The 24,411-nt window shown below is 63.5% G+C and carries 23 protein-coding genes; 10 read left to right on the top strand and 13 right to left on the bottom strand.

Annotated features, from left to right (window positions below):
• Positions 1 to 6: 6 nt before the first annotated feature.
• Entirely contained in the window at positions 7 to 150 is a 144-nt protein-coding gene (locus tag AC1DRE_RS16560; RefSeq protein ID WP_476985607.1) for a hypothetical protein, read from the bottom strand.
• A gap of 299 nt (positions 151 to 449) precedes the next feature.
• Between AC1DRE_RS16560 and AC1DRE_RS16555 the strand changes: the two genes are divergently transcribed.
• Complete coding sequence (locus AC1DRE_RS16555) at positions 450 to 815, top strand: alpha/beta fold hydrolase (protein WP_476985606.1); 366 nt, start codon at positions 450 to 452, stop codon at positions 813 to 815.
• A 188-nt stretch (positions 816 to 1,003) separates the two neighbouring features.
• Positions 1,004 to 1,447, top strand: a complete 444-nt coding sequence (locus AC1DRE_RS16550; protein ID WP_476985605.1) for a hypothetical protein — start codon at positions 1,004 to 1,006, stop codon at positions 1,445 to 1,447.
• On the opposite strand, the gene AC1DRE_RS16545 is transcribed toward AC1DRE_RS16550, so the two are convergent.
• Entirely contained in the window at positions 1,417 to 1,815 is a 399-nt protein-coding gene (locus AC1DRE_RS16545; RefSeq protein WP_476985661.1) for a LysR family transcriptional regulator, read from the bottom strand. The two genes, AC1DRE_RS16550 and AC1DRE_RS16545, sit on opposite strands and share 31 nt — an antisense overlap.
• Before the next feature lie 230 nt (positions 1,816 to 2,045).
• Here AC1DRE_RS16545 and AC1DRE_RS16540 point away from each other — a divergent pair, with 230 nt between their 5' ends.
• The gene (locus tag AC1DRE_RS16540) at positions 2,046 to 3,059 is read left to right on the top strand and encodes an isopenicillin N synthase family dioxygenase (protein ID WP_476985604.1); all 1,014 of its coding nucleotides are present in this window, start codon (positions 2,046 to 2,048) and stop codon (positions 3,057 to 3,059) included.
• A gap of 179 nt (positions 3,060 to 3,238) precedes the next feature.
• On the opposite strand, the gene AC1DRE_RS16535 is transcribed toward AC1DRE_RS16540, so the two are convergent.
• Positions 3,239 to 4,681 (bottom strand): SLC13 family permease, encoded by a 1,443-nt coding sequence (locus AC1DRE_RS16535; protein ID WP_476985603.1) that lies wholly within the window; start codon positions 4,679 to 4,681, stop codon positions 3,239 to 3,241.
• A 12-nt stretch (positions 4,682 to 4,693) separates the two neighbouring features.
• The gene (locus AC1DRE_RS16530; RefSeq protein ID WP_476985602.1) at positions 4,694 to 5,812 is read right to left on the bottom strand and encodes a PrpF domain-containing protein; all 1,119 of its coding nucleotides are present in this window, start codon (positions 5,810 to 5,812) and stop codon (positions 4,694 to 4,696) included.
• A gap of 239 nt (positions 5,813 to 6,051) precedes the next feature.
• Here AC1DRE_RS16530 and AC1DRE_RS16525 point away from each other — a divergent pair, with 239 nt between their 5' ends.
• Complete coding sequence (locus AC1DRE_RS16525) at positions 6,052 to 6,990, top strand: LysR substrate-binding domain-containing protein (RefSeq protein WP_476985601.1); 939 nt, start codon at positions 6,052 to 6,054, stop codon at positions 6,988 to 6,990.
• 113 nt (positions 6,991 to 7,103) lie between these two features.
• Here the strand turns inward: AC1DRE_RS16525 and AC1DRE_RS16520 are convergent, their stop codons facing one another.
• Positions 7,104 to 8,519, bottom strand: a complete 1,416-nt coding sequence (locus AC1DRE_RS16520; protein ID WP_476985600.1) for an amino acid permease — start codon at positions 8,517 to 8,519, stop codon at positions 7,104 to 7,106.
• A 57-nt stretch (positions 8,520 to 8,576) separates the two neighbouring features.
• Complete coding sequence (gene hisC / locus AC1DRE_RS16515) at positions 8,577 to 9,674, bottom strand: histidinol-phosphate transaminase (RefSeq protein ID WP_476985599.1); 1,098 nt, start codon at positions 9,672 to 9,674, stop codon at positions 8,577 to 8,579.
• A 92-nt stretch (positions 9,675 to 9,766) separates the two neighbouring features.
• On the opposite strand from hisC, the gene AC1DRE_RS16510 reads away from it, so the two are divergent.
• Positions 9,767 to 10,270: an Lrp/AsnC family transcriptional regulator gene (locus tag AC1DRE_RS16510; RefSeq protein WP_476985598.1), complete on the top strand. Its 504-nt coding sequence runs from the start codon at positions 9,767 to 9,769 to the stop codon at positions 10,268 to 10,270.
• 119 nt (positions 10,271 to 10,389) lie between these two features.
• Positions 10,390 to 12,063, top strand: a complete 1,674-nt coding sequence (locus AC1DRE_RS16505) for a thiamine pyrophosphate-binding protein (protein WP_476985597.1) — start codon at positions 10,390 to 10,392, stop codon at positions 12,061 to 12,063.
• 18 nt (positions 12,064 to 12,081) lie between these two features.
• Here the strand turns inward: AC1DRE_RS16505 and AC1DRE_RS16500 are convergent, their stop codons facing one another.
• The 7 genes from AC1DRE_RS16500 to AC1DRE_RS16470 all read right to left on the bottom strand — a co-directional run bounded on the left by AC1DRE_RS16500 (position 12,082) and on the right by AC1DRE_RS16470 (position 19,838).
• Positions 12,082 to 12,333 carry a DUF202 domain-containing protein gene (locus AC1DRE_RS16500; protein ID WP_476985596.1) on the bottom strand — a complete coding sequence of 84 codons (252 nt, stop codon included), beginning with the start codon at positions 12,331 to 12,333 and terminating at the stop codon, positions 12,082 to 12,084.
• A gap of 100 nt (positions 12,334 to 12,433) precedes the next feature.
• Positions 12,434 to 12,835 carry a YidH family protein gene (locus AC1DRE_RS16495; protein ID WP_476985595.1) on the bottom strand — a complete coding sequence of 134 codons (402 nt, stop codon included), beginning with the start codon at positions 12,833 to 12,835 and terminating at the stop codon, positions 12,434 to 12,436.
• A gap of 250 nt (positions 12,836 to 13,085) precedes the next feature.
• Positions 13,086 to 14,594 carry a sulfatase family protein gene (locus tag AC1DRE_RS16490; protein ID WP_476985594.1) on the bottom strand — a complete coding sequence of 503 codons (1,509 nt, stop codon included), beginning with the start codon at positions 14,592 to 14,594 and terminating at the stop codon, positions 13,086 to 13,088.
• Positions 14,595 to 14,629: 35 nt separating this feature from the next.
• Entirely contained in the window at positions 14,630 to 15,466 is an 837-nt protein-coding gene (locus AC1DRE_RS16485) for an ATP-binding cassette domain-containing protein (RefSeq protein WP_476985593.1), read from the bottom strand.
• A complete protein-coding gene (locus AC1DRE_RS16480; RefSeq protein ID WP_476985592.1) occupies positions 15,463 to 17,307 on the bottom strand; it encodes a dipeptide/oligopeptide/nickel ABC transporter permease/ATP-binding protein in 1,845 nt (614 codons plus the stop codon). Before AC1DRE_RS16480 ends, AC1DRE_RS16485 begins: the two co-directional genes overlap by 4 nt.
• Entirely contained in the window at positions 17,304 to 18,245 is a 942-nt protein-coding gene (locus AC1DRE_RS16475) for an ABC transporter permease (protein WP_476985591.1), read from the bottom strand. The genes AC1DRE_RS16480 and AC1DRE_RS16475 overlap by 4 nt, the downstream gene beginning before the upstream one ends.
• Positions 18,246 to 18,308: 63 nt before the next feature.
• Positions 18,309 to 19,838 carry an ABC transporter substrate-binding protein gene (locus tag AC1DRE_RS16470; protein ID WP_476985590.1) on the bottom strand — a complete coding sequence of 510 codons (1,530 nt, stop codon included), beginning with the start codon at positions 19,836 to 19,838 and terminating at the stop codon, positions 18,309 to 18,311.
• A gap of 270 nt (positions 19,839 to 20,108) precedes the next feature.
• Between AC1DRE_RS16470 and AC1DRE_RS16465 the strand changes: the two genes are divergently transcribed.
• From AC1DRE_RS16465 to AC1DRE_RS16450, 4 genes are read left to right on the top strand one after another with little or no spacing between them, the layout of a single operon-like run.
• Entirely contained in the window at positions 20,109 to 21,674 is a 1,566-nt protein-coding gene (locus tag AC1DRE_RS16465; protein ID WP_476985589.1) for a sulfatase family protein, read from the top strand.
• A 4-nt stretch (positions 21,675 to 21,678) separates the two neighbouring features.
• Positions 21,679 to 22,341, top strand: coding sequence for a PadR family transcriptional regulator (locus AC1DRE_RS16460; RefSeq protein ID WP_476985588.1), 663 nt, complete (start codon positions 21,679 to 21,681; stop codon positions 22,339 to 22,341).
• A gap of 11 nt (positions 22,342 to 22,352) precedes the next feature.
• On the top strand, positions 22,353 to 23,354 hold the full coding sequence (locus tag AC1DRE_RS16455; protein WP_476985660.1) for a formylglycine-generating enzyme family protein: 1,002 nt from the start codon (positions 22,353 to 22,355) through the stop codon (positions 23,352 to 23,354).
• A 15-nt stretch (positions 23,355 to 23,369) separates the two neighbouring features.
• The gene (locus tag AC1DRE_RS16450) at positions 23,370 to 24,266 is read left to right on the top strand and encodes a ketopantoate reductase family protein (RefSeq protein ID WP_476985587.1); all 897 of its coding nucleotides are present in this window, start codon (positions 23,370 to 23,372) and stop codon (positions 24,264 to 24,266) included.
• Positions 24,267 to 24,411 lie beyond the last annotated feature (145 nt).

Genomic DNA, 24,411 nt, shown 5'->3' with positions numbered 1-24,411 from the left:
GCCGCGTCAGGACAGACGTCGGAATTCCCCCGACAGGAGCTGGACATGGATCGGCAGCACCATCTGGATAGGAGCATTGCCGACCGGCGCATCGAGCAGTTCGTTGATCGAGGTCTGCCCTTCCAGTTCGCCGGTCTGGTCCCTGTCCATGAATCGACAATATCCGCGCCTGGCTGCGGTGAGTACTCAGACACGCAGATCAGGACGCAGCCGGATTTCAGCCCGCCGTTCGGGACTCGTCGCCTGCGATCTGTTCCAGGCACTGGCCGGCGAACTGTGTGCAGGGTCAGGATTGGGGACACGACACACGTGTAGTCCAGAGGAGGCTCGTGGATGATTGACGGGATGACAGCCGCACCCGAAACGGGATACGCGCCGGTGAACGGGCTCCAGATGTACTACGAGTTGCACGGCGACGGTGGTACCCCGCTGTGGGCACGGAAACCCCGATGGAGGAACGCTACCTCGCCGTGTCGCCGCATCCAGATCGCGAACACCTGCAGGGCCTTCTCGACAAGCTCGCACGCTATGGCGCAGGCGAAACCGGATGGAGCGACGACGAGATCCGTGGAATCGCCGCCCCGACGCTCCTCACGGTCGGCGACTGCGACATGGTCAAGCTCGATCATGCGGTGAGGTTCCTCCAGCTGCGTGGGGGAGACGTGAACGGCGACTTCGAGGGCGTGCCCGCGTCGCAGCTCGCGGTGTTCCCCGGAACGACGCATTTCTTCGGGCTCGCGCGGACTGACCTCGTGCTCGACGTCGTGATCCCGTTCCTCTACGCACCCGCGCCCACCGGCTGGGCCGATCGGTGAGGCTGCACCTACGGGCGATGGCGGCTAAGCTTGCCGAAGCCGGTCCAGTTCCGGCGAATCATGGGGGACAAATGCGCCGCACGACACTTTTTTGGGCAGGCCTGCGCCTGAGCATTCTGGGCCCTGGCGGGAGGCCCAACAGGGCCACCCGCGCACCGGCCACCAGGCCAACCTTTGAAAGGCTCCACATGCGCCTCCCCGTCAGGTATTCGATCGCCGCTGCGACCGCCGTTGCCGCAGCGTTCATCCTCAGCGGATGTTCCACCGCCGCACCCGCTCCGGCGCCCGAACCCACGACCGAGACTTCGTCCTCCGCCGCGCCGGCACCTGCTGGCGACAATCTCGCCGCCGCCGTATCCGGATGCGGACTTGACGGCGCCGAGGGTGTAGAGCTGACCGCGGACGGGACAAAACTTTCCATGGACACTAAGGGGCCCCGGGAAACCTCCGGAGCGGCGATGACCGACGTTCAATGTGTTCTGGGCGCCCTGGAAGTCCCGAAAGACATCACGTCGATGATGAAGCTCACCACCTCCACGTCAGAACCCACCGAGGCTGCGTGGGAAGATCTGGGCTTCGCCTGGAGCTACAGCCCGGAAAATCACTTCCGGCTTGCCATCGTCCAGGTCTGAGTATCCCGGGACGGCTCACCCCTAGCCCGCACCTGACCATGGCCGGCTGGGAATTGATGGAGTTGGCGTAGTGCTGCGCTTCCGGGCTCCACTAGGGGGGCGCATTCTGACGCGCCGACCAGCAATCTGCATTGCTCGAGGAAGAGGCTGCCCGCCGCTGTTAGCAAGACGCTGCGGCTCCATCTGTTGAGCAGGGTGGTGCCAAGCTGGCGTTCCAGCTGCAAAATAGCTTGGCTCAGTGGAGGCTGGGACATGCTGAGACGGTCAGCCGCCCGGCCAAAATGGAGCTCTTCGGCCACAGCTCTGGTTGAATTCGGACCTTCATTATTCACCTTCGAGACCTTCGCGCTCGGCACACTCGGCTGCATCCTGGCCTTGGGACTCGTTGGGAATTCCCGCGGCAGGAAGGTCCGCGACGCCGTGGCGCCCGTGAGTCCGACCGCTGAACTGATCAACGACTGAGATTTTTAGAGCGTACGACGGCGGTGGGTCACCTTGGGTATTTCGGTACATCCATGCCCGGCGTAGTTGCCCGGCCGTATCATGAAAGCAGCCACATGCGCCGGCTTGCCAAGTTCGCTGAAAAGGACTGGAGACGTTGCCACTCGAAACATTGCCCGTAGTCGACTTCTCCCGATTGAGTGCGGGAGTGGAGGAGGCTTCCCGGTTCCGTGACGAACTGCGCAACGCCATGCATGAGGTAGGTTTCCTGTACCTGGCTGGCCATGGTGTCCCGCAGGCGCTCACGGACGCAATCCTGGACGTGTCCCGGCGCTTCTTCGAATTGCCCGAAGATCAGAAGCTCGCGATCGAGAATGTCCACAGCCCACAGTTCCGTGGCTACACCCGTGTCGGCGGGGAACTTACGGACGGTGCAGTGGACTGGCGCGAGCAGGTCGACATCGGCGTAGAGCGGGGCGCGGTGGCGCCAGGCCCGGGCATCGCGGACTATTGGCGCCTCGAGGGGCCCAACCTGTGGCCGGAGGCGCTGCCCGAAATGCGGGAGATTGTCGCCGAGTGGACGGAGCGGCTGAGCACGATCTCATTGACTCTCCTGCGGGCCCTGGCCGTGTCCCTCGGCGCGCCCGAGGACACCTTCGATGAGGCATTTGCCGCACGGGCTTTCCCTGTGCTCAAGGTTGTGCGGTATCCGGGGTCATCCCACGAGGAACCCAAGCAGGGTGTCGGCTCCCACCGCGACGGCGGGGTGCTGACACTCCTCCTGGTGGAGCCTGGCAAGGGCGGCCTCCAGGTCGAGTACCAGGGCACCTGGATCGACGCGCCACAGGTGCCCGGAACCTTCGTGGTCAACATCGGCGAGATGCTCGAGCTAGCCACGAACGGTTATCTGAAGGCAACCTTGCACCGCGTGATCTCGCCGCCGCGCGGCACCGACAGGATCTCTCTTCCGTTCTTCTACAACCCGGCACTGGACGCGAGGATGCCGCAGCTCGCGTTGAGCCCGGAGTTCCAAACCAGGGCGCGCGGTCTGTCAGTTGACCCGACGAACAGCCCGATTCTGGAAACCTACGGGGACAATGCCCTTCGCTACCGGCTACGGGCCCACCCGAACGTAGCCGCGGTGCACCACGCGGACCTGATGCAACGCTGAGTGCGCTGCCCTTTCCCCTCGTTTGGTGGCGGGTCGGGCTGATGGACTACGACCGGGGATGGTCGTGGGAGGAGGCGGGGTGACCTGGTGGTCACCCTGCCTCCTGTGCATGCTGCGCAGTTCCCGCGCCCGGCTTTCGGGCTACCTGTTGCGATGGAGTGCGGGAACGGCAGCACGCCTCACACGATGCCGGTTGGTACGAGCAGGGCCCAGGCCAGTGCGGGGGCTACGAGGACGACTCCGCCGGCGTACATCATCAGTTGCTTGTAGACGCGTTGGCGGTCGTTCTCGCGGGCGTTGGCGACGACGAGTGCGCCGTCTGTRGAGAAGGGGGAGACGTCCACGACGGTGGCGGCGATGGCGAGGGCTGCGACGGTTCCGGAGGCGCTGAGTGAACTGGTCGCCAGGAGCGGGCCGGCCAGGGGGATGAATGCGGTSAGCAGTGCGGTGGAGGAGGCGAAGGCTGATCCGACGCCGATGACGTAGCAGAGGACGAGGGCGATCAGGAGCGGTGCTCCGAGCGCGAGGGCCATCTCTGCGAGGGTATCGATCACGCCGACGTGCTGGAGCAGGGAGACGTAGGTGATCATGCCGGCCACCAGCAGGACCGTGGACCAGGAAATGCCGCCGATGAACGTTTTGTGTTCCTTGATGTTGACGAATGCCAGCAGCAGGCCGGCCGAGAGGGCGACGAATCCGATAGGCATGTGGAAGCCAAGGGTGCACACGAGAATCGCAGCGATCAGCGCCAGCGTAAMGATCTGCTGACCRTTCGGACGCCCGGCGCGGGTTGCGTCGAGGCCGGCGTATTCGTTGGCGTGGCTATCGCGCAGCTTGCCCAACAGGGCGAACAGCACGATGGTCAGGGCTGAAAGGATGAGGTTSAGGGCGAAGCTGGCCGCGAAAAGCGCGCCCTGGGAGATGGGGAAGCCGTTTTTCAGTGCGATGTCGTGCACCAGCACACCCGCRACGGACARCGGGGAGAAGCCGCCGGCGTGGGCCCCGTTGATGACAAARGCGCCCATCAGGACCGGGTGGATGCGTGACTCGTAGGCAAGTCCGAGSGCTGCCGGTGCCAGCAGTGCGACGGCGGCCGGGGAGAAGGTGCCCAGAGCGGTCAGCGCGGCAGCCATGAGGAAGAACACCCACGGAAGGAGCGCCGTCTTGCCCCGGACCAGGCGCACGCACCTCTGGACGATGATGTCGATGGTCCCGTTYCTTTGGGCCATGCTGAAGAAGTAGGTGACGCCGATGATCGTCAGGACGATGCTGGCCGGGAACTCCTCAAGGATTTCCTTGTCGCTCATTCCGAGGATGAAGTAGCCGACGCCGAAGGACGCCACCAGCCCCATGACACCGATGTTCAGCGGCCATTTCGTGGCGACGACGAACATCACGACGAGGATGACCAGCGGGATGATCTGCGTGGCGGTCATGGTCTCCGATCCCGAGGCGTCCGCGGGGTTCAAGAGGACACCCCCGAACAGGAGGGCGGCCAGGCCCAGGATAGTGGCGGCGGCTACCGTTATCAGCAGGATACGGCGGCGACGGTTGGGACGCTGGGGGCTGGGCGCGTTTGTGTCGCTTTGCAGGGGTGCTTGTTGTTCTACGGTCTTAGTCATGATGCTCTCTCCTCATTGAGTGGCGCTGGCAAGGGAGGCGCCGACGGCGCTGCCGAGGGCCTCGGGGACGTGGATGACGGTGGTCGCGAGGGTGCGGGCTGTCCGGTCCACGCCCACGAGCAGCGATCCGTCCCGTTCCTCGCTCCAGGTTTCGATGACCCCGGCAGGCGTGCGCAGCCGCAGGGTGGGTTGACGGGTGCCCCCGGTGATGTCGTTGAGTACGGTGCCCGGAGTGCGGGCGGCCAGGGTCAGTGCGATGCTGCCGGTGATGGCCAGCGCCGGGTGCGGCTTGCCCATCGAGAGCATCATGACGCTGACGTCGCTGTCCGGATCGGACCGGGCCGGCGCAGCCACGATGGCGACCTTAGGGACGGCGCGGGCCGCTTCGCTCGTAGTCGCTGCCAGCCCCATCCGCACCGCGGCCTGACGACGGATGTGTTCCAGGGTTTGCAGTTGCAGCTCCACCCCGGCGAGCCAGCTGTCGTAACACTCCGGGTCAAGGCCAAGGTCCACGGCACGGAGAACCACTACCGGCGCTCCCGCATCAACCATCGAGACGGTCCAGCGGGTTCCCCCGGCGAGGATTGTGTCGGCGGGTGCACCGGTGGGAAGCAACGTGCCGGTGGTTTTGCCGGCAGGGTCCTGGAAGCCCAGCCCCACCCGGTATCCGGGAAACGGGACACCGGGCATCTGTGCCTGCGGGACGATGGGCAGGGCACCGGACGGTGTGGACACCCGCTGGATGATGATCTGGCCGGTGTTGGTGTTGCGGGTAATGATCCGGGTGACGTCACCGGTGGGCACCACCCAGCCCTTCTCGATGGCGTACAGGCCAACCACAGCCGAGCAGTTGCCGCAATTGCTGCCCCAATCCACCGCGGCCTCTTCAATTCCCACCTGGGCGAAGGTGAACTCAACGTCAACATCATCGTCTACGGGACGTTGAAGGATCATCGCTTTGCTGGTGGTTGAAGTCGCCCCGCCAACACCGTCGATCTGCCTGTGGTCGGGACTGCCGAACAGCCGGGGAAGCAGCACGTCCGGACTTGTTTCAGCCTCACCGAACTGTCCGCTTTCAAAGACCCAGCATTTGCTGGTGCCTCCGCGCATCCATTCCGCTTCGATCTTCATGGTCTTTTCCTTGCTTCTCTACTGCCCAGGATGTTCGAGGGCTTGATTCGAGATTGAGGCAGATCACAAATGAAGACAATGTCGGATTTGTGATGCAGGATGTAGAAACGCTTAATTCAGCTATCCTGATGGGGTGTGCTTTCAAAAATCCGGCTTCGAGCGTCCGGAAAGACCCGCGGCTTCCCGGGACGGAAGCGGTGCCTGCACCGAATGAACATGTTGCACAGAAGGGTGAACCATTGCTTAAGGATGACAACCAGGATTTATTCGATATTCGCCGGTTGGCGTTGCTGGTGGAAGTCGTCGAGCAGGGATCGATCACCGCCGCGGCCGAGCTGATGATGTACACGCCCTCAGCGGTCTCCCAGCAGTTGCGCAAGCTCGAGCAGGAAGTTGGCCAGCCTCTCCTCAACCGCCGCTCCCGCGGAGTGGTGCCCACCGAGGCAGGACAGGTGCTCTCCGGCCACGCCCGCAAGATCATCGGGCAAATGCGGGCAGCACAGTCCGACCTGGACCAAATCGCCGGACTCAAACGCGGTTCCCTGACCATCGGAACATTTCCGACTCTCGCTGGCTCATTCCTGCCGGTTGTTATCCGGGCCTTCAAAAAGAGGTACCCCGCCATTGGCCTCTCCGTGCGAAGCGCACGCTTCGATGACCTCGTCTCAGACCTGCAGTCCGGAGTTACCGGCCTGTGCCTGTTGTGGGACTACCCTTGGAACCGCTTTCAGGACGATTCAATCCGCATTACGGAAGTCTTCCAGGAAAGCACCGTCCTCTTGGTATCCCGCGCGCACCCGCTTGCCGGCCGCGATGAGATCCGGATGGAAGAGCTCCGCAAGGAATCGTGGATAGTGCGGGCTGAGGCCCACCCTGTGGTGGAAGTACTGCAGCGCTCCGCCCACGAGGCCGGCTTCGAACCAACGATTGGCTTCCTGGCCAACGACTACCAGGAAGCCCAAGCCATGGTGAGCGTCGGTATGGGCGTGGCCATGGTGCCGAAAACCGCCGTCGCCCTCCAACACCCCGACGTCAAGGTCATCAGCCTCGGCCCCGGCGCACCCTTGCGGCGCGTATTGCTGGCCCAGCGACAAGACAAGGTCTACGCCCCGGCTGAAGTCGCATTCCACTCCACCCTGCTGGAGATCGCCCGCGAACGGGCCGGAGACTACCTGTAGCAACAGAGCGGCGATCGGCCGGCCGCATATTGCACGGCGAAGGGCGCGCCCGGCCAAAGCCGGACGCGCCCTTCATGTGCCGCGAACCCGAGGAGGGGTCCAAAGCCCCTGGTTCAGTCGATAAGCACCGGCTGCTTGGCAGGCTCCGAAGATTCGACCCCCAGCGGCGCAACCTTCCCAGACCGGTGGTGCAGCCAGTTCGCCACCCCCAGAAGCGCCACGAGAGCGAACGTGCTCAGGAGCTGGGGCCGGGAATCCTCGCCGATGAAGCCCACCGTGAAGATCGCCGCGAGGATGACCAGACCAAAGCACGTGAGCCACGGGAAACCGGGCATCCGCAGCGGAAGCTCCGTTCCCTCGCGGTCGGCGCGGAGGCGCAGCGCGAGCTGGGCGAGGAGCGCGGACGTCCACACCAGCAGGCAGGTCGAACCCACGATGTTGAGCAGGACGGGAAGGACCTTCTCCGGGAAGGCCAGCTCCAGCACTACCGTGACAACACCGAAAGCGACGCTTGCCAGGACGGCGGCAACCGGAACACGCGCCTTGGACACCGAGGCAAGCACGCGCGGCGCTTCACCCCGCTCGGCGAGGGAGTACGCCATCCGTGACGCACCGTAGAGGTTGGCGTTGAGGGCGGAGAGCAATGCTGCGACGGCCACCAGGGTGATGGCGGTGGCTGCGCCGGGCATTCCGGCCGCATCCAGCACCGCAGCGAAGGGGCTCTTCAGCCCAGCCGAACCCACAGGAACCACCGCCGCGATCACGAAGATTGCACCGATGTAGAAGATCAGGATGCGCCACAGGACGGTCCGGACTGCCTTCTTCACACTGCGGGCCGGCTCGGCGGTCTCGGCTGCCGCCACGGAAACGATCTCGGTGCCGCCGAACGCGAAAGCCACGACGAAGAGTGCCGTGGCAATCCCGGCGAATCCGCTGGGCGCGAATCCGGCTCCCGTGAAGTTGGACAGGCCCGGCGACTGGACGCCCGGCAGCCAGCCGAAGAGCAGGGCAGCGCCCACCAGCAGGAACCCGACGATTGCCGCCACCTTGAGCAGGGCGAACCAGAACTCGAACTCGCCGAAGTTCTTCACGCTGGTGAGGTTCACGGCGGTGAGCACCACAATGAACACAAAGGCCATCAGCCACACCGGCAGGGCCGGGAAGATGGTGGCCAGCAGTCCTGCCGCACCGAGGGCTTCCGCGGCGATGACCACCACGAGCTGCAGCCACCAGAGCCAGCCCACGGTGGCACCGGCCACCGGCCCGTAGGCCTTGGCGGTGTAGACCGAGAAGGCACCGCTGTCCGGGTTGGCGGCGGCCATCTCGCCGAGGGCCCACATCACCAGGATGATGAGGGTGCCGGCCACCAGGTAGGAGATCAGCACGGCCGGGCCGGCCGCCTGGATGCCGGCACCGGAGCCGATGAACAGGCCCGCGCCGATGGCGCTTCCGAGCCCCATCATGGTGAGCTGGCGGGGTTTGAGTGCCGCGCCCAGTGCGCGGCCAGACGTCATTGTCTGTTGTTCCATTGGGAGTCCTCTGGTTTGTAGGTGGAACGGGATTGGGGTTACAGGTCAGTCGGTTTGTTAGGCTGCGTGGGCTTCCAAAAGCCGGAGCACGCGATCGTTGGAGCCGGGGCCGGCAACGGTGATCCGCACGCCGTCGCCCTGGTACGCCCGGACCATGACGCCGGCGGCGTCAAACGCGTCCACCAGCCTCGCCCGGAGGCTCTCGTCCGCACGGATCCACAGGAAGTTGCCCTGGCTCGCCTGCAGCTTCCAGCCCTGGGCTTCGAGCTGCTCAGCCATCCGTGCGCGTTCCTGCCTGACGGCGGCTACCCGGGCTTCCATCTCCTCCCCCGCGTCCAGCGACGCGATGGCTGCCTTCTGGGCCAGCGCGCTCACCGAGAAGGGAAGGGCGGTCCGGCGCAGTCCCTCAGCGATGTCCGGCGCCGCCACGGCGTATCCCACGCGCAGGCCGGCGAGCCCGTACGCCTTGGAGAAGGTGCGCAGGATGCAGACGTTCGGGTACCGGCGGTAGAGCGCCAGGGAATCGGGGCCGCTGCCCGCTTCGGCGTATTCCACGTAGGCCTCGTCGATCACCACGAGGATGTCCGAGCGGACGGATTGCAGGAAGGCCTCGATGCGTTCGTGGCTGATCGGCACGCCGGTCGGGTTGTTGGGGGTGCAGAGCAGGATGACCTTGGTGCGGTCAGTGACGGCCGCGGCCATGGCATCGAGGTCGTGGCCCTCCTGGTCGTCCAGCGGGATGCGGACCGGCCGGGCGCCTGCCAGCTCAACCAGGATGGGGTACGCCTCAAACGAGCGCCACGCAAAGATGACTTCATCCCCGGCGTCGCAAAGTCCGGTGATGATCTGCTGGAGGACGCCGACGCTGCCGGGCCCTACCGCCACCTCTCCGGCCGTGACGCCGAGGTGGCGGGCAATCCGTTCGCGGAGTTCGACGGCGGCACTGTCCGGGTAGCGGTTCATCGTACCGGCTGCTGCGGCCACCGCAGCGGCGGCGGCGGGCAGCGGCTCGTAGTGGCTTTCGTTGCTGGCGAGCGCTGCAATGTCCATGCCGGCGCTGCGCCGGCCCGGGACGTAGGGCGGGAGGCCGGCCACCGCGCCACGAAGGGCGGGGAGCGCGGTGTCCGGTGCGGTCTGGAGCTGATCACGGGTCATGAGCACTGATCATGTTGTGACCCGGCCCACAATGCAAGATACCCTCAACCCATTGGGACTTCTGCTCAACTTCTACTGACTGTGGTGAAAATATGACCATCCCGAACTCCCGCACCCTGGATTCCCTCGACGGCAGGATCATCCTGGCCCTCGACAAGGATCCCGAAGCCAGCGCCCTGGCACTCTCGCGGACGCTCGGCGTCGCACGGAACACCGTCCACGCCCGGCTTTCACGGCTCGAGCGCAGCGGCGCCCTCCGCTCCTTCAGCCGGAGGCTGGATCCCGCCGCGCTGGGCTATGACCTGATGGCCTTCCTCTCCCTGTCCATCAGCCAGACCCGGACAGGTGCGGTGGAAGACGGGCTCGCCGCGATCCCGGAGGTCATCGAGGTGCATGCCACCACCGGCGACGCGGACCTCATGGCCAAGGTGGTGGCACGCAGTACGGCCGATCTCTACCGCATCACCAACCAGATCCTGGAAATCGAGGGGATCCAGCGGACCAGCACGGCCATTTCCGTGCTGGAACTCATGCCGCCCCGCTACGGCGGCCTCCTGAGCCGCCTCTCCGAGCAGGAATCCCGCCCCTCCACCTAAGCTCGGGTGATGCACGCCACAAGTGCGCATATTTTCAGTTCATCGGCATTCGCCTGCCAAAAATCCCAACCGAATTCCACGCTCTTGCCTATCTGTGAACCAGGCCACATGATTCCTGCATGACTTCACTTACCGTCTCCGGCCGCGTGGCGCAGGTTCTCAGCAGCTATCTCAGCGATGTCTTCGGCGTCATGGGCAACGGAAACGTCTACTTCCTGGACGCCGCGGAAAAGCTGGGCCTCCGCTTCTCCCCCGTCCGCCATGAAGGCGCCGCCATCGCCGCGGCCGACGCCTACTACCGGACGTCAGGACGCCTCGCCGCGGGCACCACCACCTATGGCCCCGGCTACACCAACGCACTCACCGCCCTGGCCGAGGCGGTCCAGGCCCAGATCCCCGTGGTGCTGGTCACCGGGGACGCGCCGAGCAGCGGCGCCCGGCCCCAGGACGTGGATCAGGCGGCAATCGCCGCGGGCCTCGGAGCGGCGACCTTCACCGTCACCCGCGAGGCCGCGGGCTCCATCACGCAGCAGGCGGTGGAGTACGCGCTCACCAAGCGGACCGCCGTCGTTATTGCCATTCCCTACGACCTCGCGGCGCTCGAAGCCACCGAAGAGGAACTTCCGGCGCCGCTGGCACCGGCGGTGAGTGACGACGTCGTCGGCGGCCTCGTGCAGGTGGCCCGGCTGCTCGCCGGGGCGAAGCGGCCGCTGATCCTCGCCGGCCGCGGTGCGCATCTCGCCGGCGCCGGCCCGGAGCTCCGGGAGCTCGCCGACCGCCTGGGCGCGCTGACCGCCGGAACCGCCCTGGCGCTCAACCTCCTCCGGGGCGAGGGGTACCTCGGCGTCGCGGGCGGCTTCGGCACGGACACCGCGGCCGGGCTCATGGGTGAGGCCGATGTGGTCCTGGTGGCCGGGGCGAGCCTGAGCCCCTTCACCATGCGGTTCGGGCACCTGCTCGGCCCGGACAGCACCGTCATCCAGATCGACGCCGCCCTGCAGCCGACGCACCCCCGGGTGGATACGTTCGTCAGCGCGGACGTGAAGTCTGCAGCGGGACGCCTGCTCCGGATCCTGGATGGCCCGGCGTTGCCGGACGCCGGCCGCGGAGCAGCCTGGCGCGCGGAGGCGCGCAAGCGCCTGGCCGAGGGACCGGGCCACCAGGCGGGCTCCGCGGAGACCCCGGACGGCCGGCTGGATCCGCGTTCCCTTGCCACGGCACTGGATGCGGTGCTGCCGGAGCGCCGCACGGTGGTCCAGGACGGCGGGCACTTTATCGGCTGGGCACCCATGTACTGGAACATCCCGCGGCCGCAGGACCTGGTGATGGTGGGGACCGCGTTCCAGTCGATCGGGCTGGGCCTTGCCAGCGCCGTCGGGGCGGCCCGCGCGGTGGAGGACGGCCGTACCCTGGTGCTGGCCTCCGGCGACGGCGGTTTCCTGATGGGCCTGTCCGACCTCGAATCGCTCATCGGGACGGCACGCAGCGCCGTCGTCGTGATCTACAACGATGCCGCCTACGGAGCCGAGATCCACCAGTACGGCTCCCAGGGCCTGACCGAAAAGCCCATGCTGATCCCCGAAGTGGACTTCAGCGGCATCGCCCGCGCGCTCGGTGCCGAGTCGGCCATCATCCGCTCCCTGGCGGACCTTTCCGCGCTCCAGGAGTGGATCGACGCCGGCGCCAAGGGGACCTTCGTGGCCGACTGCCGGATCACGTCCAGCGTCCGGGCCCCGTGGATGAGCGAGTGGATGCAGGCCAAGCAGGAGGCGAAGGCGGCAGTGGCGGGATAGGCGAGCTGGATGAGCGTGCTAGTGCTCAAGCGGAAGAAATAGAACAGTGTAGATTCCCATAATTGCCAGCATGCAGGCGCTCACCGCAACAACTGCTGTGGAAGCGGTGTCGGGTGGCATGCTGTCGCGCTTTATCCCGTGCACGGCACGCCGAAAGCGGCGTGTGTGAGTGAGATAGATGGCGAATGCCGTGGCAAGGGCGGCCACGACAAGGGTGCCTACGAACCAGCCGTGGTGCGGCATCCAGCGCAAGAAGACTGCGGCAGCCACAATTAGGGACATCATTGTGCGGCGCCAAGCCAAGTCGGTCCGCTCAGGCTGGAGGCCAGCGTCTCCAGGGATTGGAATATCCGGTTCCTGTTGCATCAATTCAGTTCTGTTGGATCAGGACGAAGGCGACCATCATGCCGGCGGCCAGGGCGCCGCCGGCAGCAAGAAGGGGTGCGATCCATGGCAGCGGCAACGGCGACTGGTGCCGCATGGCGCGCTCAACGTTGACCCAGCGGAAGAACGAGCCGCCGCTGAGGAAAAGAGCCAAGACGAGGAGCAGAACAGCGAGGGTCTTCCGCAGATCCGGTCCGAAGAGGTCCGCCATAAATGCCTCCACTGCGACTCCTCCCGCAAGCAGCGCCAGTGAGGTGCGGACCCAGGCCAGGAAGGTCCGCTCGTTCGCCAATGAAAATCTAGGGTCGGGTTCGATGCCGCCCTGAAGAAGTCGCGCAGACGGGCCGCTGCGCGCTTCGCGGACAGGAAGGGGTTGCTTCTCTGGCATTTCATATCCTTCCTAGAGGGAGGATGAGCGCAAGGAATCTGCGGGCCCGTTGCCGGCGACTGCACTGGGCTAACAGTCCGATCCATCGAATGGCGGCGAACACGGTGAGGGCTGGTGGGCGGGATCGTGTGGCCGGTCCGCGCATTATGCTCATGATCATTGGATGGTCCTCCGTGGAATGGATAGCTCGAAAACAGCGGACACCGGCCAGTTCAGATAAGCCTGGCCGGGCCGGCCATTTCCGGTTTTCTTAACTGGATGCTCGGAGCGCCTGAACGTACTTTTCAACGCGTTCAAGCGTGGCTGCGTCATGTGGACCCCATTCCGGGTGCGGAGTGCCGGAACCGGCATAGGGCTTATCCCGGTAGTGACGCTGGTACTCGGCGAGCTTCTGTTCGAGTTCGGCTCGAATCCCTTCATACTGTGAGTCGTCAGCCACGTTATGGACTTCCGTGGGGTCATCGCGGAGGTCGTACAGTTCCCATTCAGATTCGAACTCCCGCTCTGAGGCGCCGGGAACGTCGAGACCTGCGCCGTAGTAGTGGATGAGTTTGTAGTCAGCGGTCCGGATACCGTAATGCCCGGGTGCCGCATGGATGGGGTCGTCGTGCTCCCAGTACCGGTAGTACGCAGCGTCGGGCCAATCGTCGATCTGCTCCCCCCGCAACAGTGGACGGAAACTACGCCCCTGCGACGTCGGAAGCGCATTGGCAGGGTTGATACCGCAGACATCCAGGAATGTGGCGGCGAAATCGACGTTGGTGATAATTGCCTCGCAACGGCTTCCGGCGGCGATTTCGGCCGGCCACTTCATGAGCATCGGCATCTGCAGGGACTGATCAAACATCAGCCGCTTGTCGAACCAGCCGTGGTCGCCGAGGAAGAACCCTTGGTCCGAGGTGTAGACGACCAGGGTGTTTTCCGCGAGCCCACGCTCTTCGAGGTAGTCCAGCAGCCGGCCGACATTGTCATCGATGGACTGGATACACTGCAGGTAGTCGCGCATGTAAATCTGGTACTTCCATCGCATGCGCGCTTCCCGGTTCTCGGGTCCCCGCAGTTCCTCCGGGACTTCCATCTTGAGGTCGTCGGCGCCCATGTCGTCTGCAATAGTCATGTGGACATTGCGCACAGCCTGACTGCGTGTCGCGTAATCGTCGAAAAAGGTCTCCGGCTCCGGGATCTGCCCGTCGGCGTAGAGGTGTTTATGCTTCTCATCAGGAATCCACGGGCGGTGGGGTGCCTTGTGATGAACGAGCATGCAGAACGGTTCCTCGCCGTTCAGTTCGTCCAACCAACCAAGGGAGAGGTCGGTGACGATGTCCGTCGCATATCCGGGTACGGTCCTGCTGCCACCCTCATCGATCATCTCGGGGTCGATGTAGTCTCCCTGCCCGGGAAAGATCTTCCAGGCATCAAACCCCCGAGGCAAGGCTTTCCCATGCTCTCCGAGGTGCCACTTTCCGAAGAGCGCTGTTTTGTAACCCTGTTCATGGAGCACGTCCACAAACGTAGGCACGCGATAATCCATCTCCGTCCAGATGGACGATACGCCGTTGATGTGGCTATAGGTGCCCGTGAGGATGGAAGCACGCGACGGGCTGCATATTGAGTTGGTGCAGTACACGGCATCCAGGCGCATCCCCCCTTCGGCAATACGGTCCAGATGAGGGGTGGTGTTTACCCGGCTGCCGTAGGCCGAGATGGCGTGTGCGGCATGATCGTCGGACATGATGAAGATGATGTTCGGCTTCGACATTTCTCTTTCTTTCGTAAGTTCATCTGTTTTTGCTCTTATGCGTTCTGGGCGGCGAGCAATTGGCGACGTTCTTCCCTGCGGCGTGCCTGGGCCTTCGGGTCCGCCACAGGGGCGGCAAAGAACAAGCGTTGGGTGTAGGGGTGCTGAGGGCGGCTGGTGACCTGGTCGCCGTCGCCGAACTCGACGATTTCCCCCTGATACATCACCGCAACACGGTGGCTTATGTAGCGCACTACCTCAAGATCGTGGGAAACGAAGAGGTAGGCAACCTGGGTCTGCTCCTGGATGTCCTTGAACAGTTCCAGCACCCGGGCCTGGGTCGAGAGGTCCAGGGCAGATACCGGCTCGTCGCAAACGATCAACGCCGGTTTGAGTGCCAGTGCACGGGCGATGGCGATGCGCTGGCGCTGCCCACCCGAGAATTCACGGGGCAGGCGGTTCCCGGCATCGGCTGGCAGGCGAACCATCTCGAAAAGGTCTTTGATGCGCTTTGACGATTCAGCCCGAGGGACTTTTCGCACATCAAGGGGCTCGGACAGGATCTGTTCGACCGTCAAGGAGGGGTTGAGGGACGTGTAGGGGTCTTGAAAGACCACCTGTATGTCGCTCGCCAGCCGACGCCGGTCGGCGCGGCCTGCGTGTGCGATGTCCTCGCCGCGGAACAGTACCTTTCCTCCCGTGACTGGGGCAAGACCGAGGACAGCTCTGCCCAGAGTCGTCTTGCCTGATCCGGATTCACCGACCAGGCCGACGCACTCGCCCTTCTGAACATCGACTGAGACACTGTGCAGGGCCCTGAACGGCTTGCCGCGGAAACCGTGGCCGGGATATTCAACAGTGACGTTCTGGATGTCCAGCAGTTGTTCGCTCATCGGAGTGCTCCCTTCGGGGAGTGGTTGGTGGTGCTGCTTGCGGCCACAACGAGTGGACCTCGCGGTTCTGTCTCGCTGAGGATTGCACCGAGGAGTTCTTGGGTGTAGGGGTGGCGCGGGGAGGCGAATATCGCTTCGGTGGGGCCGGTTTCAACGACTCGTCCGAGCCGCATGACGGAGACGCGGTCGCAGAGGTCAGCGACCACACCAAAATTGTGCGTGACCAGGACTACGGCCATGTGGAACTCCGATTGGAGGTCGCGGAGGAGGTCCAGGACTTCAGCCTGAACGGTGACGTCCAAGGCTGTTGTAGGTTCGTCGGCGATAAGAAGGTCAGGGTTGCACGAGATGGCCCCGGCGATGAGAACGCGTTGGGCCATGCCGCCGGAAACTTGGTGGGGGTAGGCGGCAAACGTTCGTTCCGGGTTGGGAATACCGACCCGTGCCAGGAGGCTCAGTGCACGTTTCTTGGCCTCTTTCGCGGAGATGCCCAGCTGGATGCGCATCGGCTCGACAAGTTGGCTGCCGATCGTGAACGAAGGATCCAGGTTGGACATCGGCTCCTGAGGAATGTAGGCGATGTTCCGCCCGCGGATCTTTTCCATATCCCGCTCAGAAAGCTTTGCAAGGTCCTTGCCCTTGAACTGGATGGATCCGCCGACGATCCTGCCGCCCTCGGGGAGGAGACGGAGGATGGACCAGGCCGTCTGTGTCTTGCCCGAACCTGATTCACCGACGAGGCCGTGAACTTCACCCCATCGGACGGTGAGGGATACATCATGGACGACCTTCTTCATGCCTCCGTCCGGGCTGGGATAGGCGACGGAGAGATTGGCTACCTCCAGGACGATGTCCCCTTCAAGAGCAGCCGGTTCCGGGTGCCGGATGATGTCCTCTGCAACGGAAGCTTCGGTCCCGGCAGTACCTGCAGCCTTCTTCTTGCGATTCTGCTTGCGGGGTGCGTTGGAGCGCTCAAGCTCGTCCCGCAGGCTGTTGGCCAGCAGGGTCAGGGAGATCAGCGTGAGGCCGATGGCCAGGGCCGGCCAGAGGATGAGCATTGGTGAGGTGTAGAGGTTGGTGAAGCCGTCGCTGAGCATCGAGCCCCAGGTGGGGACGTTGATGTCGCCCAGTCCGAGGAATTCCAGCCCGGACTGGACGGCCAGGGCGATGCCGCCGACGATTGCCGACTGGATCACGATGGGAGCGCGGACGACTGACAGGATGTGGATTGCTATGATTCGTGCGTCGCTAAGCCCTGATACTCGTGCAGCATCAACGTACAGTTCATTGCGGACGGCCGTGACCGAGGCGTAGACCAGCCGGAAGAACGCCGGGGAAAGCATGACGCCGAAAATCAACATCGACAGCCACAACGACGGTCCGACGACGGCTCGTGCGGCGAGCAGAACGATGATGGTGGGCAACGCCATCAACAGCGAGATCACCCATGTCCAGACGGTGTCGATCCACTTGCCGAAGTAGCCTGCCACGAGGCCGCCGCTGACGCCGATGGCCATTGCGGTCAGAAGTGCGACCAGTGCGCCGGCCAGGCTGAACTGGGCTCCGATAATCAACCGGGACAGTACGTCGCGGCCCGAACCGTCGGCGCCGAGCAGGTTATCCCCACCTGGAGGGACAAGCACATTTTGGATCACGGCGTTGTTTGGATCATGCGGGGCCAGGAACTGGGCGAATATTGCGGTGAGAACAGCAATCGCGAGGAACGCCACAGAGGCTACGGCGAGGGGGTTACGCAGAACCCGGCGGAACAGGGAAACCTTCGCGGCGCCGCGTGGTGCGACGACGATCTCGGGATCAGTTGTGTGTGCGGGAGAAGTCATGACAGACGCACTTTCGGGTTGAGCCAGCCCTGGGCCAGATCGACCAGCAGGTTGAAGACGATGACGATGACGCCGGTGGCGAGGAGGAGGCCCATGACCAACGGGATGTCACCCTGGGTGGTAGCTTGCACGGCTACTTGTCCCAGGCCGGGGATGGCGAAGACCTGTTCCACGATGACCGCGCCGCCGAGGAGGCCGACGAAGATAACGGCGAGGACCGCCAGCGCCGGGCCGGAAGCGTTGCGCAGGACATGCTTGAGGATGACGCGCCGCTCTGGAATGCCCCGGCTGCGCAATGTACGGACGTAGTCATTGCGCAGAGCATCAATGACGGCGCCACGTATCTGTTGGGTGACGTTGGCGATACCGCCCAGTGCCAAGGCGATCACTGGCAGGGTCACAGTCTTCGCCCATCCCGAAGGTGACTCAGTAAAGGGGACGTACCCGGTCGGGTCAAACCAGCCCAGTGTGAGGGCGAAGAACAGAACCAGACCGACAGCAAACAGGAATCCGGGGATTGCGTGGCCGAGGACGGCAAGCAATTGCGCGAGCTTGTCCACCCAACCGCGCTTTGTCGCCGCCAGCACGCCAAGCACCACCGAGACGACGGCGACTACGAGAACCGTGCCGATGACGAGGGACAATGTGACGGACAGGCGGGAGAAAATGGCAGCGGAAACGGTCTGGCCGCTGAACCACGAATAGCCGTAGTCTCCGGAAAGGGCGTGGAGCACCCAATCGCCGTACTGCACCAGGACGGGACGGTCCAAACCCAGTTCCTGTGCCTTTTGGGCGACTGTTTGTGCGTCCGCGGATTCGCCGAGGATCTTTCTGGCGATGTCACCGCCGCCCAGGTATAGAAGTGTGAAACCGACGGTAGTGATAGCAGCGAGCATTACGACGCCGGTGAGCAGCCTTCGCACGATGAATGCAATCATGATGATGATCTTTCGGTGGGTAGGCAGCCGGAGGCCTGTTTGGCCAGACCCCCGGCAGCGGTCCTATGCCTTGGGAGTGATGTTCCAGAGGTTGGGCCAGGCGTTGCCCTGGTTCAGCTCAACGTTCGTCTTGGCATTAGTGACGAAGAAGTTTGTAGGCGTGTACCAGGGGGCGAACCACGCCTGATCCACGACGTACTTATTGAGCTCCTTTAGAGCGGCGTCGCGGTCCGCGCCTTCGGCGGTGCGGATTTTCGTGATCAGTTCGTCAGATTTGGGATCCTGGTACTTGAACGTGTTCCAGGTAGCGGTGGGGGCGAGAAGGAAGCTGATCAGCTGCCATTCGTTGGCATCGCGTTGAAGGGGGAAGTACGAGACGCCGTACTTCTTGGCTTGAAGGTCGGCGATCATGTTTTGTCCGACGTCGACGTAGGAGACCTTGATGCCCACGTCGCCAAGCTGCTGCTGGAGCAGCGGCCACATCTGCTTGGGGAAGCCCGGGGCGGTGGGGATCGTCAGGTCAAAGCCCTTGGGGTAGCCTGCCTGGGCGAGCAGTTCTTTGGCCTTAGCCGGATCGAACTTATAGGTGTCGTTCAGTTGCTTGTCGTAGGCCGGGGAGTCCTCACGGAAGACCTGTCCGGTCACCTCGCCGAAGCCCAGGCCAACGACTTTGAGGAAGGCTGCCCGGTCAATTGCATGGTTAATCGCCTGCCGTACTTCGACCTTGCCCAGCGCCGGATTGCTTTGGCCGGCGCGATCAAAGAGCATCAGGCCGGCAAAGTTCAGCGGGCTGCCCTTATCGGTGAAGCCGGCGGCCTTGACCTGGGGGATGATGCTGACGTCATTGATGGCCGAAGCATCTAGCTGCTTGCCCCGCAGAGCGTTCAACAGCGAAGTCGCGTCATTGTAAACATTCACCGTCAATGTGTCGTACTTGACGGCATCCGCATTCCAGTACTTGGGGTTCTTCTCGAACTTGTACGACGTGCCTACCACGGTCTGGCCGGTGTTAAGGATGTAGGGTCCGGACCCGACTGGATTGGTCTGGACATCGGGCTTGTCAAAGGCTGCGGGGCTTTCCTGCATGCCGGCGGCCTGGGACAGGTAGATCAAGAACGCCGGGTTTGCCTGCTTGAGCTTGACTTCCAGGGTGTTTTTGTCCTTCGCAGTGGCGTCTGCCAAGTCCACGATCTTGCCCTTCTGGGGCGAAGTGCCGTCGCGGAACCGGAGAAGGTTCTGCGCCGCAACCTCGGCGGTGAACGCTGTGCCGTCGGAGAAGGTCACACCATCACGCAGTTTCATGGTCAAAACAGTCTTATCGTCGTTGTACGTCCACTCAGTGGCCAGGTTTGCTTCAACGTCCTTGCCATTCGGTGAAGGCTTCAGAAGGCTGTCGTAAACGGCCTGAAAGTAGATGGACTGATTTCCCCAGTTGATGCTCCGAGCCTCAAACGTCGTGGGCGGGGCTATGTTGCCGAGAACAACGCTGGGCGCAGACTTTGCCGTGCCGCTGTTCCCGCCGCCACCGCCGCAGCCGGCCAGTGCAAGACCGGCAGCGACCACGGCCGCAACAGCGGCCTTCTTGAAACGCATCATTACGTCCTTTCAGCTGTGGAGGCACACAGCCGCTCTATCGCCGTAGTACCTGCCGCTCAGCATTGAGCAGTAATTCGAGAATGACAGATTGTGAGCCGCGACACAAGACCCACGCTATTTAACTTGTGAAATAGCAAAACCACCCTTCTTGCCCGGTAGGTCTGTTCATAGCATTTCCACTAGTGCTATAACTAATGGCATCAGAGATCGCCACTACCCAGCAGCCGCTCCCGGCTGACGGCGGCAACAGCAGACAGGAATGGATCGATGAAGATCATTTACGTAGATGTGGATTCGCTTCGCCCGGACCACACGGGAGCGTACGGGTATGCCAGGAACATCACGCCGAATTTGGATGAGATGGCCAAGAGCAGCGTTGTCTTCGACCGGTACTACTGTTCAGACTCGCCATGCCTGCCCTCCAGGACAGCGTTGACCAGCGGCCAGCACGGGATCACCAACGGGGTCATCGGACACTTCGGCGACGATGCACGGTTCCGCCTCGACGCCGGCCACGCCCCACATCCCCACCGTCCACTTCTGGGCCAGGCACTGAACATGGAGGGTTACACCTGCGCAGCGGTCTCGTCGTTCGCTGAACGGCACCGGGCCTACTACTTCATGGGCAACTTCCGGGAGAATGTTCAGGTCACTCCCGACATGGGCGATGAACCCGCGGACATGATCACTGATGCCGCCCTGGACTGGATAGAGAAGCACCGGGACGTCGAGGACTGGTACCTCCACGTCACCTACTGGGACCCGCACACCGACTACCTCCAGGACGAGGCATGGACAAATAAGGCCGCTGCTTCCGGCCCGGCCCCTTCCTGGCCGGACCAGGAGGCCATCGATGCCCACGCGGAAGTTTACGGCGCACGCAGCGCCCTGGATCTCCACTACTCGGGAGGACCAGGAAAATCACGGGTTCCCCACAACATGCCGGACCACATCCGAACCCGGGCGGACTTCGAACACCTCATCAACGGCTACGACGGGGCAATCCACTTCTGGGACGCAGAGTTTGGCAGGCTTCGCACGACCATCGAGGAGATGGGACTGGCCGGTGACATCGCCATTGTTGTCTCCTCCGACCACGGGGAATCATTCGGCGAGCTTGGACTCTATGCTGAGCACGGGCTTGCCTCCGAACCCGTACATCGCCTTCCAATGATCATTCACTGGCCGGGTATCACCGACCAGCCCGGAGTAGCCGCGACCCGCAATGATGCGTTGCTCTACAACATCGACTACGCGCCGACCCTCCTGGACCTGCTGGGACTGCAGCAGCCTGAAAAGTGGCAGGGGCGGTCCTACGCGCCCGCCGTACGCGGAGAAACCATAGAATCACGCCCTTTTCTCGTCTGGGGACACGGCGCCCACACGTACCAGCGTGCGGTACGAACACGCGACCACCTGTACATCCGCACCTATCACCCGGGCTGCTTCCGCGCCGAACTGGAATCACTGTTCAACGTCACTGATGACCCATACCTGACAAAGAACCTGATCGATACCGAACCGGGACTGGCGGCCCAAATGAGGTCCAACCTCATGGAATGGCTTGGGTTCTACGCCGGGAGCCCGGGGGCGCTTCCGGACCCGATGCAGGGAGCGCTGCAGGTGGGTCCTACGCTTTACAATCAGCCCAAGGACTACATGCGTCATCTGCGTAACACCGGTCGAGGCCATCTTGCCAAGCACCTCGAGGAGCGTTTGAACCCAGGCAATTCAGCGACACACGTGTCCTGGCATGCGCAGGTGCCCATAAGCGAGGAAGATCGAGGGGCAATGCGGAAGCGGTTTGCCGCAACGATCATGGCGGAGGAGTAAGAGAGTGGTGACTGTACCCGTCGAAAAGGTATCGACGTCGAAGCGTAAGGTCCCGGAAACCGGGGCATCTCTTGGCAGGCTGGAAGTAATTCTCTTGAGCCTGCTGAGTACTAGCGCGCGTACCGGCTACGACGTCCGAAAATGGCTCGACCGCCACGGCCCCTACGTTGGCTACAGCGCGCAGACCTCCCAAATTTACCGCCAGCTCGGCAAGCTCGTAGACCGGGAATGGGCTTTTCCCACCCCCGATCCGCGGGAATCGGGGCCGGATGCGAAGCTCTATCAAATAACGGATGAAGGCCGCAGGGTGCTGCAGGAATGGATTGACTCACCGTATGAGCCTCCGCTGCGGCCGCTGGACCCGGATTTCCAGGTCAAACTTCGTTTCGCGGGGACGCAGAGCCCGGAAAAGGCCCTGGACCTTGTCCGCACTGAGCTGCGCTTCCGCCGGGAACACCGCCAACACCACCTCATTGTCATGGACCTTACTGACGAAGACTTCGGCCCGGACGAGGATGAAGACGAGCGGTACTGGCGTGAGGAGCTCATAAGGCTGCAGAGCGAAAGAGGCCTCTACATGGTCAACAGCCTGATGGCATGGCTTGAGGCCACAGAAGTCCGCTTGGAGGCCCTGATACGGCAGCGGGAACTGAAGAGGAAAAAGTGATATCGCTATCCTTGCAGGATTCGGGGGCAGGCCATGGCAAAAGCTGCTGTGCCCCGAAACGCGGGCCGGGGAGCACTCCTGGGCAAACTCAAACTGGTTCCCACTCACCGGGGTTACTGAAACCCACCCATGAGGACATCCCTATCCCCGGCGGAACCTACACCATGGGCGATGCCTTCGGCGAAGGCTATCCGGGTGACGGAGAGTCCCCCATCCACGAGGTTCATGTCAACGCATTCAAGATTGACGCGACTGCGGTTACCAATCAGATGTTTGCCGCCTTTATTGCTGACACCGGACACAGATCTGAAGCCGAGGTTTACGGGTCTTCTGCTGTATTCCACCTGCTGTCGACAGCCAAGACTGATGACATCCTCGGCCGAGCGGCAGGGGCACCCTGGTGGTTGAACATCCGCGGAGCTGATTGGGCGCATCCCACCGGCCCGGATTCACACTGGGAGGACCTCCCCAACCATCCGGTAGTCCACGTATCGCACAACGACGCTGTGGCCTACTGTCGATGGGCGGGACGCCGGCTGCCCACCGAGGCGGAGTGGGAGTACGCGGCACGGGGCGGACTGCAAGGCATGCGCTACGCCTGGGGTAACGAACTCACACCCAATGGCGAATATCGCTGCAACATCTGGCAAGGGAGCTTCCCCCAAAAGAACACGGCCGAAGACGGACATTTGGGAACGGCACCGGTAAAGGCCTTCCCGCCTAACGGCTACGGCCTCTACGAAGTGGCAGGAAACGTCTGGGAATGGTGCTCAGACTGGTTCCTGCCCAAGTACTACCGCAACTCGCCGCTAGACAATCCGCAAGGGCCCACGGTCGGGGCGGGACGGGTGATGCGCGGCGGTTCCTACCTCTGCCACGATTCCTACTGCAACAGGTACCGTGTGGCAGCACGCACATCCAATACGCCCGAATCCTCCAGCGGAAACTGCGGATTCCGAACCGTGGCGGTCCTCGGCACCGGCACCGTCACTATCGAACGTTCGGCCACCTAGGAAAGGCATTCACCCATGCGGATACTCGTCGTCGGAGCCGGAGCCACAGGCGGGGCGTTCGGTACCCTCCTGCAGGAAGCGGGCCGGGATGTCACCTATCTGGTGCGGCAGCGCAGGCAGGAGGTGCTTCGCCGCGACGGGTTGCGCTTTATCTCCCCCTCCGCTGACCGGACGCACCCGGTGCAGACCATCACGGCCACGGACGGGCCAGAGACGTTCGATCTGATCCTGGTCACGGTCAAAGCCACCGCGTTCGACGGCGTACTCGGCGAAGTTGGCGCGTTCGTCGAACCTGAAACCACCATCATTCCCATCCTCAACGGCATGGCCCACGTGGACCGGCTTGAGCAGCAGTACCCTGGCCAGGTGCTCGGCGGCCTGGCCCGGATCGTCGCCACTCTCGACGGCGATGTGGTCCGCCAGCAGATGCCCCTCACTTCCCTCACGGTCGGCGGGCTGAACGGAAACGCTGTCCCCGCCGATGTCTCCGAAGCTCTGGACGTGCCCGGCGTCGACTTTTCAGTAGTCGACGACGTAATGGGCGCCCTGTGGGAGAAATGGGCATTCATCGCTGCCGCAGGGATCGTCAACTGCCTGTTCCGGGCGCCGGTCGGACGGATCATCGACGCCGGCGGGCAATCCAGGATCCTGGCGGCCATCAGCGAAACCGAAGCCGTGGCCGCCGCGGCAGGACATTCCGTTTCCGACGCCGGTCATGCACAAGCGGTCGGCATACTCACCGAACCGGGATCGGCCTTCGCTTCCTCCCTGTACCGGGACCTCAGCGCAGGGCTGCCCTCGGAAGCCGAGCACATCCTCGGCGACCTCGCCAGCAGAGCCCGCAGCCTCAACGTCCCGACGCCACTGTTGGACCTCACCCTCATCCAGATCAGGGCCGGCCTGCAGCGCTGAACCATCGGCTGCTGCACGGAACGCGCGGATCGCAGCCTTTGGCGCTTAGCCCGCACCATCGCCGACGCAGGCACTCACGCAAGTGCCGCCGTCGTGCGTCCCTGCCTCACATCACCGTCGGCTTCCCGGGGCGGAAAGTCCGTTC

The organism is Arthrobacter sp. P4_H3 (assembly GCF_056400885.1).
This window is presented reverse-complemented; position numbering and strand designations above follow the sequence as displayed.

Bases quoted from the DNA above. Each gene is read 5' to 3' on its own strand.
- AC1DRE_RS16560 (WP_476985607.1), bottom strand. From the start codon at position 150: ATGGACAGGGACCAGACCGGCGAACTGGAAGGGCAGACCTCGATCAAC.
- AC1DRE_RS16555 (WP_476985606.1), top strand. From the start codon at position 450: ATGGAGGAACGCTACCTCGCCGTGTCGCCGCATCCAGATCGCGAACAC.
- AC1DRE_RS16550 (WP_476985605.1), top strand. From the start codon at position 1,004: ATGCGCCTCCCCGTCAGGTATTCGATCGCCGCTGCGACCGCCGTTGCC.
- AC1DRE_RS16545 (WP_476985661.1), bottom strand. From the start codon at position 1,815: ATGCAGCCGAGTGTGCCGAGCGCGAAGGTCTCGAAGGTGAATAATGAA.
- AC1DRE_RS16530 (WP_476985602.1), bottom strand. From the start codon at position 5,812: ATGAAGATCGAAGCGGAATGGATGCGCGGAGGCACCAGCAAATGCTGG.
- AC1DRE_RS16520 (WP_476985600.1), bottom strand. From the start codon at position 8,519: ATGGAACAACAGACAATGACGTCTGGCCGCGCACTGGGCGCGGCACTC.
- hisC (WP_476985599.1), bottom strand. From the start codon at position 9,674: ATGACCCGTGATCAGCTCCAGACCGCACCGGACACCGCGCTCCCCGCC.
- AC1DRE_RS16510 (WP_476985598.1), top strand. From the start codon at position 9,767: ATGACCATCCCGAACTCCCGCACCCTGGATTCCCTCGACGGCAGGATC.
- AC1DRE_RS16505 (WP_476985597.1), top strand. From the start codon at position 10,390: ATGACTTCACTTACCGTCTCCGGCCGCGTGGCGCAGGTTCTCAGCAGC.
- AC1DRE_RS16495 (WP_476985595.1), bottom strand. From the start codon at position 12,835: ATGCCAGAGAAGCAACCCCTTCCTGTCCGCGAAGCGCGCAGCGGCCCG.
- AC1DRE_RS16490 (WP_476985594.1), bottom strand. From the start codon at position 14,594: ATGTCGAAGCCGAACATCATCTTCATCATGTCCGACGATCATGCCGCA.
- AC1DRE_RS16485 (WP_476985593.1), bottom strand. From the start codon at position 15,466: ATGAGCGAACAACTGCTGGACATCCAGAACGTCACTGTTGAATATCCC.
- AC1DRE_RS16480 (WP_476985592.1), bottom strand. From the start codon at position 17,307: ATGACTTCTCCCGCACACACAACTGATCCCGAGATCGTCGTCGCACCA.
- AC1DRE_RS16475 (WP_476985591.1), bottom strand. From the start codon at position 18,245: ATGATTGCATTCATCGTGCGAAGGCTGCTCACCGGCGTCGTAATGCTC.
- AC1DRE_RS16470 (WP_476985590.1), bottom strand. From the start codon at position 19,838: ATGCGTTTCAAGAAGGCCGCTGTTGCGGCCGTGGTCGCTGCCGGTCTT.
- AC1DRE_RS16465 (WP_476985589.1), top strand. From the start codon at position 20,109: ATGAAGATCATTTACGTAGATGTGGATTCGCTTCGCCCGGACCACACG.
- AC1DRE_RS16450 (WP_476985587.1), top strand. From the start codon at position 23,370: ATGCGGATACTCGTCGTCGGAGCCGGAGCCACAGGCGGGGCGTTCGGT.